This window comes from Chengkuizengella sp. SCS-71B, from assembly GCF_040100845.1.
Taxonomy (GTDB): domain Bacteria; phylum Bacillota; class Bacilli; order Paenibacillales; family KCTC-33759; genus Chengkuizengella.
Genome location: NZ_JAZHSH010000001.1, coordinates 2,025,505 through 2,039,993, shown reverse-complemented (window position 1 = coordinate 2,039,993; position 14,489 = coordinate 2,025,505). Strand labels below are relative to the sequence as shown.

Sequence of the window (14,489 nt, the reverse complement as noted above, 5' to 3'; positions counted from 1 at the left end):
TTTTATTCAATTTGGTAAGTAATAAGCAGATAAATTTACAGTATAGTTTATTTCTCCTTGATTTGCATCCATTAACGATTCAAAGTTTTCACCTTGAACTAAATCAAGATTTTCTAAATCCAATTGTGTCAATAGTTCATTAATATTAGCACTTTCTAACTGTGAGTCATTCTGGTCAGTATTTGTAGAGTCTTTGTTCAACTGAAAATCAATGTATTGGACCATATAAAACCTTTGATCATTATGTATATTAGTTAAAAAATCAATAAATTCAAAATATGTCCCTGATAATTGCAAGGAAATGTCAATTTCACGCAAATTAGGAATGACATCTTGTAATTCTAGTTGTTTATCTTGTTTTTGTTTGTCATCTTGATTTAATAATAGATCCAAGTAATTTATATCTTCATCTGACGAATCATTTATTTCAAATTTACCATCATTAAACCCAATAGTGGAAATGCTTACACCTGTAGAAGCCTCAAGTGCTTCTAATGTTTTTATCATTTCATCTACTCGATCCAGATTTGGTAATTGATCTTCTGGATTGATATAATTTTCTAGAGATTTACTAGATAATTCTTCTTTGGAACTCTCTACGACCATCGCAGTATGTTCTAAAGCTCTTTGCACACTTGTTTTCTCTTCAACTTTTAGTTCAAGCAACTCCATGTCTTTTTGAAAATATAAAAAATAATAAGCTGCAAGGATGACATAAAATATGGTGATCCCGATAATCCACTTTGTTTTATGTTTGTACAGTTTTTTCATCGGATACCGTCACTCCTCTTTTTTTAAATCAATGACATAATGTATAGAATAGTATTTATTTTCTTCTTTACTAATAACTTGTAAATCAGCTTGATTTACAAACGGAAGTTTTCTTAGATTAACCAAGTAGTCTGCTGCATTGGACAAACTTTCCAATTCACTTATAATAGAAAGCTCAGATGGAAAACTAAAATAAACACTTCTTACATTTCCATCCGAAGGTAAAGAACTATTAATGTTAAGCAATATATTAGGAGCAAACACACGAAAATAATACAACACGTCTAATATATCCTTTTTATCGATCTCTTGTTCAGCTAATTTAATTGCATTTAATTCGTTTAAAACATGATTTAACTCTTTTTGTTCAGATAATATTTTTTCAACATTTATTTCTTCTTGTACTATTTTTTGCTGTACTATTAAATTTTGATAAACTAACAAAGAAATTAATAAAAACCAAGAGATAATAAAAAAGAGGATAAGTAGTGGAATCAAATTTCTTTCTCTATCTTTTTTAGGTAATAGATTAATATTGATCATTTGCTGACCATCCCTTTTAAAGCTAAGCCATATGGAAGTGTAAAATCAAATTCATCCTTTGGCAAATTTTCCGACAATTCAATATACTGGAAAGATACTTGATCAAAAAATCCATTTAAGTACGAAATCAACTGATCTTTATAAGGGTAAGCTCCAATCAAAAAAATATCTGAAATTTGTTCGACTCCCTCATAAATATGGTTTTCAAAAAACTGAACCATTCGATAAATCTCCGATTGAATTTCTCCCCACTTCCATTCATGATCTGTATCTTCATCTATATTTTTAAATAAGTCTTGTATCGAAATTTCTCTCGAAAACTCAGGTGCCCCAAGATGAAATAATAAAATCTCCACTTTCTCATTTGTTAAATAAACAATCATTACATTCTGTGGAATCTCTTTTTTTATATGGTTAACCACACGATATAAAGACAAAGAAGATAAATCAACATTCCTCACCTTTAAGCCTGCTTTCTGAAATAATGTGACATACGACTCCACAAGGGTTAATGATGAAGCAACAACCAACACTTGATTTTGATCTTCTTTTTTCTGATCTAAAATAACATAATCATAGATTGGATTTTCAAATGGTAGTTGAATAGAGGTTTCAATTTCCAACTGAATCATTTTTTTTAACATCTTCCCTTTAGCAGGTAACATCTCGAAACTTCTGATATATGTTTTAGAAGTAGGTATACAAATATGAATCAACTTTCCAGCTAATTTTTCTTGTTTTATCCAAGGTTTTATTTTTACAAGTAATAAATCGAAATTCACAATTTCATTGTCAAAAACCAATCCATCTTCAATAGACAAGAAACCCGTTTTAATGATTTTTTTTGCTTTTAGCTGGACATATCCAATTCCCTTAGATGTGATTGTCAATCCAATGTTCATAGATTTAAAAGGAAAGAATGGTACCATTGTATTATTTCATCTCCATATCCATAAGTAATGAGCGTACCTAATGCCAAATAAGGTCCAAAAGAAATAGGCTGATTCTTTTGGATTTTTTTTAATAAAATCAAAGTTATTCCTACCAAACTACCAATTACACTTGCTATAAATAAAGCAAGGAAAATTTGCTCAAATCCAATGATCAATCCATAAATTGCAAATAATTTTACATCTCCCATTCCCATGCCACCTCGACTGATGATTGCTAATAACATCAATATCCCACCACCCACAAAAAATCCAATAACATAATACCAGATCGATTGCGATAGAAAAAGAAATCTAGCTAAGATCGTAAAAGGAAGGAAAAATATTAGTACCTTATTCGGAATGATCATGTATTTTAAATCAGAAACGGTAATGATAACAGACAAACTTACGAGTAATAAACCAATTATAAATTCCCCAGTAAAACCAGTGATTGAATATATCCATACAAATAATATTCCAGTTATAAGTTCACCAAACATATAAATAAAAGAAACTTTCACACCACAATACCTGCATTCCCCCTTATTAAACAAGAAACTAAATATAGGGATTAAATCCCAAACCCCCAGTCGATGCTGACAATGGGGGCAGTGGGATGATGAATAAATAATGGATTGTTTATTAGGAACTCGCAATCCTACTAGGTTAAAAAACGATCCGAAGACTAGTCCTAGAATAAATAGATAGATGTAGATAAACGCTGTCATATTACTTCTCCTCAAATTTTATGAAGGTTAAGGATTAACTGAAGTTAAAGTCCCTGAACTATAATCATAATTAAATAATTCATTATCAGAATCATCATTTACCGTTATTATATTAGTAGAGAAATCTACTGTTGTTGTATCTCCTATTGTCAAAGCAGTAACAGGATCTACTAAATCACCATTTGCAAAATATTCTAGATCAATTAATTCTTCTAATGTAACATCATCGTCGTTACCTTCTGGATCGTTAATCGTATCAGTTATTCGGGCAGCCTCATATAACTGAAGAGCTATTGCTTCTCTTGCCTGAACTTCGGTATCATTAATAATTCCATTAATGGATGGCACTGCAATCGCAGCAATAATTCCTAAAACAACAATAACTGCTAACAACTCTACTAAAGTTAATCCTTGTTCTTTATTTAACATATTTTGAATCTTTTTCACTTTTAAACACTCCTTATTATTAATATATTCATTATCCTAAGTTAGAATATATGGATAACATAGGTATAAGTATAGCGGCTATAATAGTACCTACCAGCCCTGTTAACATCAAAATTAACAACGGTTCTAGTAAAGATTTTAAACGGTCTACTAGATTCTCAACATCCTTTTCATAAAAATCAGCAACTTTTCCCAACATTTCATCCAATGTCCCTGTTTCTTCACCTATTGTAATCATCTGGGTGACTAATGAAGGGAATACCCATGATTTTTTTAACGGATCTGACAAAGATAACCCTTTCCTCAATGACTCCCTAGATTCATGCAATACTCTCCCTATCACTTTGTTATCTATAACCTTCTCCACGATAGTTAAAGATTGCAAAACAGGTACTGAACTAGCATAAAGTGAGGATAAAGTTCTGGACATTTGTGCTATCACTTTCTTCTGATTCAGTCTACCAAACACAGGCATTTTTAATTTGACAACATCCAAAATGTAGCTTCCAAATTGAGATCTCTTAAACCAAAGAAACACCATTAATAGAAGAATGACTCCTAAAATCCAAAAATACCATTGTGTCTGCATGCTATTACTTGTTGAGATGATAATTTCAGTAATGAGCGGCAAATCTGTACCTAATTCTTCAAATATATTGACAAACTTTGGCACTACAAAATTCATTAAGCAAATAATGATTATTACTGAGATTACACCGACGAACATGGGATATACCGTGGCGGATTTCACTTTTTCTTTCGTATAATACGCCTTTTCAAAATAGATTGCTAATCGATCTAACGTATCCTCCATGATCCCCGCTTCTTCCCCTACTCGAACCATATTAATAAAGATTGATGGAAAGATGTGTTTAAATTCAGATACTGAATGAGAAAAAGAGTTTCCTTTTAACATTGAAGCTGAAACAGATGTTAATGCTTTCTTTAACGGTTTACTTTCGGTCTGTTCAGCCAAAACCCTTACGGATTCCACTATAGATACTCCAGCTCGAGTTAATGCAGATAGTTGTCTACAAAAAATAATAAAATGTTCATTTTTCACTGGGTTTCCAATATAGATTTCCTTTGACCATAAAGTAGGGTTGTATTCCTTTAAGGAATACACAATCCACTTTTGTTTTTTCAATTCAGAAATAGCAGTAGTTTTGTCTAAAGAATTTAAAACTCCCTTATGCCTTATTCCTTGTAGATCTTTACATCTATATTCGTATTGAGGCATCCGAACCAATTCCCTCCGAGAGGTATGTTTTAGCGGTTTTTTCATCAATTAAATTTTTCCTAAGTAGTTCTTTCAAACTCATTTCCATCGTATGCATACCTATCATGCTGTTGGTTTGCATAATGCTTTTCAACTGATGCACTTTTTCATTTCGAATAAGATTAGCAACAGCATGTGTATTAATTAATACTTCTGTTGCACAAACTCTGCCTTGACCTGATTTATTAGATAATAACCTTTGTGAGACAACACCTTCTAAAACTAGAGAAAGTTGAATTCGAATTTGAGCTTGTTGTGAGCTAGGGAAAGAATCAACAATTCGATCAATAGTTTGCATTGCATCAATGGTATGTAGTGTTGCTAAAACAAGATGCCCAGTTTCTGCAGCTGTTATAGCTGTACTGATCGTTTCAGAATCTCTCATTTCCCCTACTAACAGAACATCAGGATCTTGCCTTAATGCTGCTCGCAGTCCTGAAGTAAAGTTCTTGGTATCTGAGCCAATTTCTCGCTGGTCAATCATACTTTTCCCATGTGAGTGGAGATATTCTATCGGATCCTCTAATGTAATGATATGTTTACGTTCGTTTTGATTGATATAATCAATCATAGCTGCTAAAGTCGATGATTTCCCACTCCCAGTTGGACCGGTAACTAATACTAGACCATGGTTTTTTTTTGATAGTTCGGATAAGACAAGAGGTAACTTCAATTCTACAAGTGTAGGAATATTCGTAGGAACAATTCTTGCAGCAATACTAACTAAATTCCTTTGTCGATAAACATTTACCCGAAAGCGAGAAATACTAGGTACACTAATTGAGAAATCAACTTCACCATTCTGTTCAAAAGATTCGTATAATGCTTCTGTTAAGATGGATTTTGCATAATCCTCTGTTTGTGATGGCTTAAGAACAGCTGTGTCGAGTGGTTTTAGCACCCCATTTATACGTATTATCGGTGGTGACCTTACCGTAAAATGCAAATCAGATGCACCTGCTTCAAAAGCTTTCTTTAATAGAACTTCAAATTCTTTTTTTATTTCCTCACACATTCAATCTCTCCTTTCTTGTTATTAAAATTGTTTAATCTATAGATATTTCCTTTATCACTTCTTGCAAAGTTGTTAAACCTTGATTCACTTTTTGCAAACCATCTTCAAAAATAGAAATAAAGCCATTTTTCGTCGCACATTGTCTAAATTCTTCACTGTTTGCATTTTCTAATATTAATGTTCTCATTTGATGATCAATCCACAATATTTCGTGAATCCCAATTCTGCCTCGATAACCTGTACGATTACATACACCACAACCTTTTCCTTTATATAGAACTTTCACAAATACACCATGTTCTGATAAAAAAATATTTTCCTGTTCACTTGGAACATATGAAACCTTGCATTGCTGACAGATTTGTCTGACCAAACGCTGTGAAACGATACCTATAAGAGAAGATGATATTAAATAAGGCTCAACACCCATTTCTCTTAATCTAGCAATTGTACTAATTGCGCTATTTGTATGTATCGTTGAAAAAACCAAATGACCTGTAAGAGAGGCTCGAATAGCAATATCAATCGTTTCAATATCTCTAATCTCACCAACCATCACAATATTTGGATCTTGTCTTAGAATAGAACGTAAACCTTTACTAAAAGATAAGCCAGTTTGTGAATTCACCTGAACTTGGTTTATTCCTTCTAATTGGTATTCAACTGGATCTTCAATTGTAATAATGTTAGATTCTTCATGATTTAAATGCTGTAGTGCAGAGTACAACGTTGTCGTTTTTCCACTTCCAGTTGGACCTGTGACCAGAATCATACCATGAGGTCGATCTAACATCTCTCTAAAAATTTGAAGATTGCTTTCATTCAAATACAAATTATTAATTTCTTTAACACTATGGCTAAAATTCAAGATTCGAAGCACTATTTTTTCACCATGTATTGTAGGTAATGTAGCCACTCTAATATCTACCTTTTTAAATGCTATATTTACCATGATTCGCCCATCTTGGGGATGTCTACGTTCAGCAATATTTAAATTCGCCATTATTTTTAATCTTGCTATCATAATAGCTTGTACGTTTTTAGGTAAAACTCTCTCCGTACGTAAAACACCGTCAATACGATAACGAATCAAAATGCGATTTTCCATAGAATCAACATGTATATCACTAACACGAAGTTGTACAGCTTGTTCTATCATTTCATTCACTAATCGAACAACAGGTGAATCTTTATCTGTGATTTCGCTTTCATTAATTTCTTCGAAATCATTTTTCACATCTTTGATGACTTGATTCATAGATTCATGTAAGCCGTATAAACTTGCTATAGCACTTTGTAATTCATCCTTTGTAATTAATGCAGGTTCAATCATAAACCCTGTTAACAAACGTAAATCTTCGATTGCGAAAAAATCTAGGGGATCAACCATAGCTAATAAAAGTTTATTACCATTTTTTCGAATAGGAATAACTTGGTATTTTTTTGCAATTTGTTCAGATATGAGATTTATTAAATTCATGTCTATCTCATATGTAGCTAGAGTAATATGAGGAATGCCTAGTTGAAATTCCAATGCTTGAATCAATTGTAGCTCTGTTATAATTCCTTTATGTATTAATAAATCACCAAGTTTAAGGTTAGAATCTTTTTGTTCAGTTAGAGATTGCTTAAGTTGTTCATCCGTGATCAAACCTGAATCTACCAGCAAGTCTCCAAGCCTCTTTTTGGTAAGTGCCATTAAATGTTCCAGCCCCCCATTACAAAATAAAATTATTAAGTAAATAAAAAACTAGAAGGGAATAAATTACTATGTTTATAGGTATTTTCAACTAAACATTGTGAAAAACAGGGAATAAAGTCCTATTTGAATCAGTATATCACAAAATAGCATATTTGTAGCCTGAAAGTTTACATTTACTGTTAAAAACTTTTAAATTTATCAATTTGTTAAATTTTTTAATGGATTCCTATCATTTTTTTTATTAAGATAGTAATAAAATGTTCTATATATTCATCTACTCCACTTGATTAGGAAAAAGCCCTATAGAGGTGGGTGTCTTAACTCTAAAAATCATAGGATGAAATGGGATGAGACTAATGAATTTAATAAAGTGGAAAAAGATAATAACTAGTCAAAATGGCCTAAGCATGGTGGAAGTCATTGGATGTATTGCAATTATTTCCATAGTTTTCATTTCCTTTACAACCTTGTCTCAAACCTACCTCAAAGTAGATCTCAAACAAGACCATAAAACAGACGCACTACAAGTGGCAGAAAAAGTTTTAAATGAATTAAGATATGACTCTAGCTATCCTAGGAACGGCGAAGAAGAGATAAATGAAACTGTCTTTTCTTATGAAATTGTTACTGATTCGATTGATTTTAGGGATAAGAATGAGCAATATGAATTGGATTTAGGCGAAAACGATTTAACGGAAGTTACGATGTATACTTTTCTTTACGATAATGATACCCAGATTGCAACTGTTTATGTTTCTTGGGAGGTGAGATATGATTAAATGGGTTAAAAGAGAAGAAGGTTTTACATTAGTAGAATTGCTAGCCGCAGTTGTTCTGATCTCTGTTATTGCCACATTAGGCTTTATGTTATTTTCTTCTACTCATTTATTCTGGGAAAATTCTGTTGAAAAATATTCAAATGATGCAAATGCTGAATTAACGATGACTATCATTTCTAAATATGTCACAGACTCCATTGATGTATTTACTTTAAACAATAATCTATATACAGAAGAAGTAAGGATACAAACAGCTGGGGGATCAGGTAATTCTCCCTATAAATCGATTAAGTTTGAGGATGAATCATTAGCTCTTTACGAGTTAAATATTAGTGATGATGAATTTAGATCATATGATTTAGCAGAAAGTGCTTATGAAACGAAAATGCTCTTAGCAGATAACGTAGAGGATTTCCAAGTGTCTATGTCAGGACAGAATTTAGTTCATTTTTCAATTGAATTTGACCATATTAAAAAAAATGCATCTATAAAAATATTTGATTTTTAAAATATAGATAAACAAAAAAGCCTCAAATGGCTTTTTATTTATATCAGTTCATTCTTTCGAAATAGATTGCTTCTCGATTTACGATATCAGGATCCCAAAATGTATTCCAATAACTTCGTTCAATTTTATTCTCATTATTATTATTTTTATTTTTATCTATTAAGATATAGTATTGAATTAACGATATTGATTGTTTTACAGTAGTACCGTTTTCACTTATTGGTGGTAGAGAATAGGTAGCTTCAAATCTTTCCGTATCTTCTTCATACTGCATTTCTAATGGTGGTGTTTGCCTAGGTAAAATAGTCTCAACTTGAACTTTTTTATACTTATTTATTTTATCGTCAGGAATATACCATATAATAGCTTCCTTTTTATCTTCACTGAGTTCAATACCATGAACAGGTACATCTATGGATTGAGTATTGTAGGTTTTATCAATTTCAAATTCAAATTGATAATCTAATCTATTAATTGTGTTATTTAACGTTATAGTAGTATCATATTTACCTGTATCTTTATTGTATTCTAAAGTAATTTCATTATTATCACCTGATATACTATATTTAAATTTGACATATTCAAAGTTAGGGTCACCTGCGATAGTAAATTCATCTGGTGTAAACCAAACATACATTTCACTACTACTATTAAACGAGACGCCAAAAGGTGTGATCCAGGGCGACTCCAGCTGTTTACCGTCATGAAATTGTTCTATAGTTTGTGTAACGATCTTATATTGAATGATCGCTAAGTTACCTGCGTTTGTAGTAATGGTATGATCAACATTTACATCATTACATTCAATACTTGTATTTATATAACAATAAACCGAATTATTCGTATTAATTGGAGATTCCACTGTGCGATTGTCGTGATCATCAGTAATATAATGATATTCAACAAATCGATAATTCTCATCTTCAACATCAAACCAGAACTCCGTTTGTTTGAGGAACTTTGCGTTGCTATTCTCTCCAAGAATGTATTTCAATCCTATATTCACATTTTCTTCAACATCATCATTAACGTCTTCTGGAATATTTGGCTCCCCATCCCCACCTCCGGAACCTCCCCCACTATCATTCATTTTATATGTAATGGTTTTGTCTTGTTTTGCTGCTCCACTTCCTATACTTGTTGAAACGATAACCTCGTAATATATTTCGTTAGAATCATTTGACTCAGATTTTTTTTCAATATCCATTATATATTTTGCTTTTTTTCCATTAGGAAGTAAGATATCAATTCCTTGATGATCTGTATACCCAGGATATCTAAGATCTTCTTGACCACTACTTTCATCAAATTCATATAAATCTTCTATACTAACTAAATCATCTTTTACATCTTCAACGTATTCAAGAAACGTCTCCATTCCACTAACTGTTGACAAAGTAATGAGTTTTAAGTCCTCATTTCTACCATCCATTTTCATGGTTGAAATCATCATATCAAATAAGATAGGAGTAATGAGCATTAAAAAAGCAGAAATAATTAAAATATAAATAATAACTGCACCCTTCTCATTTTTAAAGAAACTCATCATTGTCTCTCCATTTCAATTTAGTGATCTCGTTTAAGCAAAGCTTAAACTTCGTAAAATCAGATGGAGACTCTACTCCACCTGATTAAGGAGAAGCCATCTATAGAGGTGGACTATAAGTCAAATTCTACCGTACAATCTGCCATTTAACAATATATTAAGTGTTTTATAACAAGTTAGGACAAAACAATCTGTTGTATAGCTTAGCTCGGCTCCCTTGTGATATCCTTATCATTAGGGAGTTTTTTTGTATTTCTATTGAAGAAGAGGTGGAAGTTTTGAAAGCAAAACAAGCAATAGTAACTGGAGCCTCCAGTGGTTTTGGATTAATGACTGTATTAGAATTAGCACAATCAGATTATCATGTCATCGCAACGATGCGTAACATAGAGAAGGTTAAATTATTAGAGAACGAATTAATCAAACTAAATTCAATCCAAAACGTGGATATTATAAAATTAGATGTAACCTCCTCTGAGGATTTAAATAATTTTAAGCATAAATTAAATGGCTACAATAACATTCAAGTTCTAGTGAACAATGCAGGTTTCGCTCAAGGTGGTTTTACTGAAGACGTAACCGTTGAAAAATATAGAAAACAATTTGATACGAATGTTTTAGGAGTTATAGCCGTTTCCCAAGCTGTCATTCCTATAATGAGAAGGCAAAAATCTGGACGGATTATTAATATGAGCAGTATTTCGGGTTTAATAGGATTTCCTTCTCTATCTGCATACGCAGCATCAAAACATGCCTTAGAAGGGTTTAGTGAATCACTTCGATTAGAATTAAAACCTTTTGGCATTGATGTTATTTTAATAGAGCCTGGATCTTATGATACGAATATTTGGAGCAGTAGTATATCAGAGGTTGAATCATTAAAAAACAATTCAATCTACAACGAATTTATGAAAAAAATCCAAACAAGATTAAAAAATGAAGAAAAAAACTTAGGAAATCCAAAAGACGTTGCTAAACTTATCGCATTTGCAGCTAAGACACCTAATCCAAAACTGCGTTATGCTGTAGGTAAAGGAGTTAAACTAAATCATCTCGTAAAAAGAATACTTCCTTGGCACATCTGGGAAAAAATAGTTTTAAAGTTGTTATACAAATAATGAAATATACTACATAACGCTAGCAATTGAAAATCTAGTACAAGATTTGCACACCCTCATTTCATAAATATCTAAGTCTATTAGTCCATTATTGTTTTACTTACATGTTTTATTGGTTCAATCTACTAAAGCATCAGTGTATAACGATTTAATTTTGTAGTTCATATGGACTTTTTGAATATTAATTATTCACATTACTGTTAATATAAGGTAATATTTAATTTGTAGTGGATGACTTTTATAGCAAAAACACTAAATGGAGGGTGAGTAATGAATTTAAAACGATTTTTTTCTGTGTTTATGGCAATTGCACTAATTCTATCTTTTTCAATTACTAGTTCAGCCGAGACTACTTTGGAAGAAAGTACAATCATCGTAAAATTCAAAGATAAAACTTCCAAAAGCATGATGCAACAAATACATCAAGAAGAAAAAGCAGAAGTCTTAAAGAAAAATAAACAAATTGGTTTTGAAGTTGTAAAAGTGAAAGGGAAATCGGTAGAAAAAGCCTTAAAACAATATAAAAACAGAGCAGATGTTGAATATGTTGAACCTATTGTTGAATATCACGCTCTATTCACTCCAAACGATCCACTTTATTCAACAGACCAATATGGTCCTCAAATTATGGATCTTGAGCAGGCTTGGGAAATTACACAAGGTAGTTCATCAGTTGTCGTTGCTGTACTTGACACTGGAGTTCAAGCAAACCATGAAGACTTACAAGGACAAGTAATTCCAGGATATGACTTCATAGATAACGACAGTGATGCTTCTGACGAACAAGGACATGGCACTCATGTAGCTGGAACAGTCGGAGCACTTACAAATAATGGAGTAGGCGTTGCTGGTGTAGCTCCAAATGTTAAGATCATGGCTATTCGCGTATTAAATGAATTTGGTAGAGGAACGAATGCTGGAGTTGCAGATGGGATTACTTTTGCTGCTGATAATGGAGCAGATGTGATTAATTTAAGTCTAGGAAGTACTGCTTTTTCTGCAGCAGTTGAAGATGCTGTTAACTATGCTTGGGAAAAAGGTGCAGTTATTATTTCTGCTGCTGGTAATGATGGAGTGAATGTACAAAATTACCCAGCCGCCTATCAAAATTCAATGGCCGTTGCTGCTACTGATTCCAACGATAATAAATGGTCCAGTTCCAATTATGGTACATGGGTTGATGTGGCTGGACCTGGTGTAGGTATTATTTCTACTCGACTAGGTGGAGGTTACGTTTCATCTAATGGAACATCGATGGCTACACCACATGTAGCAGGTTTAGCAGCTCTACTTGCAACCCAAGGAAAAACAAATGTTGAGATTCGCAATATAATCGAGAGTACAGCAGAACCTATATCAGGTACAGGCACTTATTGGAAACATGGAAGAGTGAATGCATTTCTTGCATTAAATGGGGGGGACATCCCTGATCCCGACCCAACCGTAGTATTTGAAGATGATTTCGAAACGAATAAAGGATGGACTTCAGATCCTAACGGAAGTGATACTGCTACAACAGGTTTGTGGGAGCGTGCTATTCCTGAATCTACAAATTATAGTGGAACTAAACAACTTGGAACAACACCAAGTGGAAGTTATGATCTTGTAACAGAAGGAAGTGCAGGAAGTTCTGCAGGTGTCAATGATATTGATAGTGGAGTGACATCTATTCAATCACCAGCTATTTCATTACCAGCTAATGGCTCACTTACACTATCTTTCTCCTATTACTTAAGTCATTATTCTAATGCGAATAGTGATGATTTCTTTCGTATGAATCTCGTTCGCTCAAATGGAAGTGTTGTCACTTTATTTGAGGAATTAGGAACTTCCAGTGATCAGGATGCAGCATGGTCCAATCAATCTCTTGATCTATCAGCTTATGCTGGAGAGAATGTTTATCTTCAAATTGAAGCGGCAGATAATGGCAGCCCTAGCCTTGTAGAGGCTGGAGTAGATGATGTCAAAATTGCACAAAGTACAACATCCACTTTGATAGAACAAACGATAGATTAAAGACGGTTTTTAAATAAACTAACTAGTTTAACTCAAATTATTGATTATAAAAGTCATCCATAAACACCCTAAGCCCAGATTGGGCTTAGGACTTTTTTTATGAATCATCTAATGCATACACGAAAAACCTCACTTAATCTAATACTACTCCAATACCCTTATTTTTTGCTAAATTGACATAATAAGCCGCTGTACTAATATCAAAAACACCCATGCCCATCGGGTTAAACATAATTGTTTTATGATGATCTATTTTAGTTAGAGCTTGATCACATACGACCTCAACTAGAGACATTGTATCTTTCTTCTCTAATCCTTTTTCAAGATGCATATTTTCTATATCTGTATTTTCTCTACATACCTCTTCCCAATCATCTACAACAATAGTTTCAATTTGTTCCATGACATTCACCTGATAATCTCGTAGTGAAACATTCAATAACACTGCTCCCTGCTTCGGTTTAAGATTGATATATCTGTGATCAGAAACTGTGCAAGTGATAAACACATCAGAATGTAAATACGCCTCTTCCCACGTATCTACAATTTTCACTTTATTAACATCTTTTCCATCTAACTTGCTTTCGTTTATACCTTTTATATCATATAAATAAATATTTTTTATTAAATCACCAAAAACGGCTGTACACATTTTATAATGATAATACCCAATGGGCCCCCATCCAATCAATCCTACATTCATTTTTTTAGATTTACGTATTTTTAAAACCTGCTGTAACATTAAACCGCTGACTGAAGCTGTGCGGAGAATACTAATTAACGGAGTGTGAATCATGGCAATGGGTATGCCCGTATCCACTTCATTTAAAATGACCACACTGTGTGCTCTTGGGATATCTTTTGTAATATTTTCTGGAAAACTGGCAATCCATTTAATTCCTGCCATTTGGATTTCCCCACCGACGAAAGCTGGCATAGCAATAATCCTATTTTTTAAATTTTTATATCTCAAATAAGGTTTGATTGGTTGTGAAAAATCATTTGAATGAATGCACTGTACTGTTTTTTCTATATTTTTAATTAATGTCTCCCAATGTATTCCTAACAAGTTAATATCTTTTTCATTTAAAACGATCATTTCATC

14 protein-coding genes and 1 pseudogene are annotated in these 14,489 nt (G+C 32.6%); 5 read left to right on the top strand and 10 right to left on the bottom strand.

The window, feature by feature from the left end:
• Nucleotides 1-6 precede the first annotated feature (6 nt).
• From VQL36_RS10000 to VQL36_RS09965, 8 genes are read right to left on the bottom strand one after another with little or no spacing between them, the layout of a single operon-like run.
• Entirely contained in the window at nt 7-771 is a 765-nt protein-coding gene (locus VQL36_RS10000) for a hypothetical protein (RefSeq protein ID WP_349249172.1), read from the bottom strand.
• Between the two features lie 9 nt (nt 772-780).
• Nucleotides 781-1,314 (bottom strand): hypothetical protein, encoded by a 534-nt coding sequence (locus tag VQL36_RS09995; protein ID WP_349249171.1) that lies wholly within the window; start codon nt 1,312-1,314, stop codon nt 781-783.
• Nucleotides 1,311-2,216, bottom strand: coding sequence for a type IV pilus biogenesis protein PilM (pilM, locus tag VQL36_RS09990; RefSeq protein ID WP_349249170.1), 906 nt, complete (start codon nt 2,214-2,216; stop codon nt 1,311-1,313). The genes VQL36_RS09995 and pilM overlap by 4 nt, the downstream gene beginning before the upstream one ends.
• The gene (locus tag VQL36_RS09985) at nt 2,213-2,974 is read right to left on the bottom strand and encodes a prepilin peptidase (RefSeq protein ID WP_349249169.1); all 762 of its coding nucleotides are present in this window, start codon (nt 2,972-2,974) and stop codon (nt 2,213-2,215) included. Before VQL36_RS09985 ends, pilM begins: the two co-directional genes overlap by 4 nt.
• Before the next feature lie 27 nt (nt 2,975-3,001).
• Nucleotides 3,002-3,421, bottom strand: coding sequence for a type II secretion system protein (locus VQL36_RS09980; protein ID WP_349249168.1), 420 nt, complete (start codon nt 3,419-3,421; stop codon nt 3,002-3,004).
• A gap of 31 nt (nt 3,422-3,452) precedes the next feature.
• Nucleotides 3,453-4,661 carry a type II secretion system F family protein gene (locus VQL36_RS09975; protein ID WP_349249167.1) on the bottom strand — a complete coding sequence of 403 codons (1,209 nt, stop codon included), beginning with the start codon at nt 4,659-4,661 and terminating at the stop codon, nt 3,453-3,455.
• Entirely contained in the window at nt 4,642-5,703 is a 1,062-nt protein-coding gene (locus tag VQL36_RS09970) for a type IV pilus twitching motility protein PilT (RefSeq protein WP_349251161.1), read from the bottom strand. Before VQL36_RS09970 ends, VQL36_RS09975 begins: the two co-directional genes overlap by 20 nt.
• 43 nt (nt 5,704-5,746) lie before the next feature.
• Nucleotides 5,747-7,414, bottom strand: a complete 1,668-nt coding sequence (locus tag VQL36_RS09965; RefSeq protein ID WP_349249166.1) for a GspE/PulE family protein — start codon at nt 7,412-7,414, stop codon at nt 5,747-5,749.
• 350 nt (nt 7,415-7,764) lie between these two features.
• Between VQL36_RS09965 and VQL36_RS09960 the strand changes: the two genes are divergently transcribed.
• Together VQL36_RS09960 and VQL36_RS09955 are read left to right on the top strand one after the other, a co-directional pair.
• Complete coding sequence (locus tag VQL36_RS09960; RefSeq protein WP_349249165.1) at nt 7,765-8,196, top strand: hypothetical protein; 432 nt, start codon at nt 7,765-7,767, stop codon at nt 8,194-8,196.
• Nucleotides 8,189-8,704: a type II secretion system protein J gene (locus VQL36_RS09955; protein ID WP_349249164.1), complete on the top strand. Its 516-nt coding sequence runs from the start codon at nt 8,189-8,191 to the stop codon at nt 8,702-8,704. Before VQL36_RS09960 ends, VQL36_RS09955 begins: the two co-directional genes overlap by 8 nt.
• Nucleotides 8,705-8,747: 43 nt before the next feature.
• Here VQL36_RS09955 and VQL36_RS09950 read toward each other — a convergent pair whose 3' ends face one another.
• Entirely contained in the window at nt 8,748-10,250 is a 1,503-nt protein-coding gene (locus tag VQL36_RS09950; protein WP_349249163.1) for a hypothetical protein, read from the bottom strand.
• Between the two features lie 278 nt (nt 10,251-10,528).
• Here VQL36_RS09950 and VQL36_RS09945 point away from each other — a divergent pair, with 278 nt between their 5' ends.
• The 3 genes and pseudogenes from VQL36_RS09945 (at nt 10,529) to VQL36_RS21165 (ending at nt 13,384) form a co-directional block, all read left to right on the top strand.
• A complete protein-coding gene (locus VQL36_RS09945) occupies nt 10,529-11,368 on the top strand; it encodes an SDR family oxidoreductase (protein WP_349249162.1) in 840 nt (279 codons plus the stop codon).
• 270 nt (nt 11,369-11,638) lie between these two features.
• A pseudogene (locus tag VQL36_RS09940) lies at nt 11,639-12,778 on the top strand (S8 family peptidase); the annotation flags it as partial.
• Nucleotides 12,758-13,384, top strand: coding sequence for a choice-of-anchor J domain-containing protein (locus tag VQL36_RS21165; RefSeq protein ID WP_413789571.1), 627 nt, complete (start codon nt 12,758-12,760; stop codon nt 13,382-13,384). The pseudogene VQL36_RS09940 and the gene VQL36_RS21165, both read left to right, overlap by 21 nt.
• Before the next feature lie 133 nt (nt 13,385-13,517).
• Here the strand turns inward: VQL36_RS21165 and VQL36_RS09935 are convergent, their stop codons facing one another.
• The gene (locus VQL36_RS09935) at nt 13,518-14,483 is read right to left on the bottom strand and encodes a 2,3-diaminopropionate biosynthesis protein SbnB (protein WP_349249160.1); all 966 of its coding nucleotides are present in this window, start codon (nt 14,481-14,483) and stop codon (nt 13,518-13,520) included.
• Between the last annotated feature and the right edge of the window lie 6 nt (nt 14,484-14,489).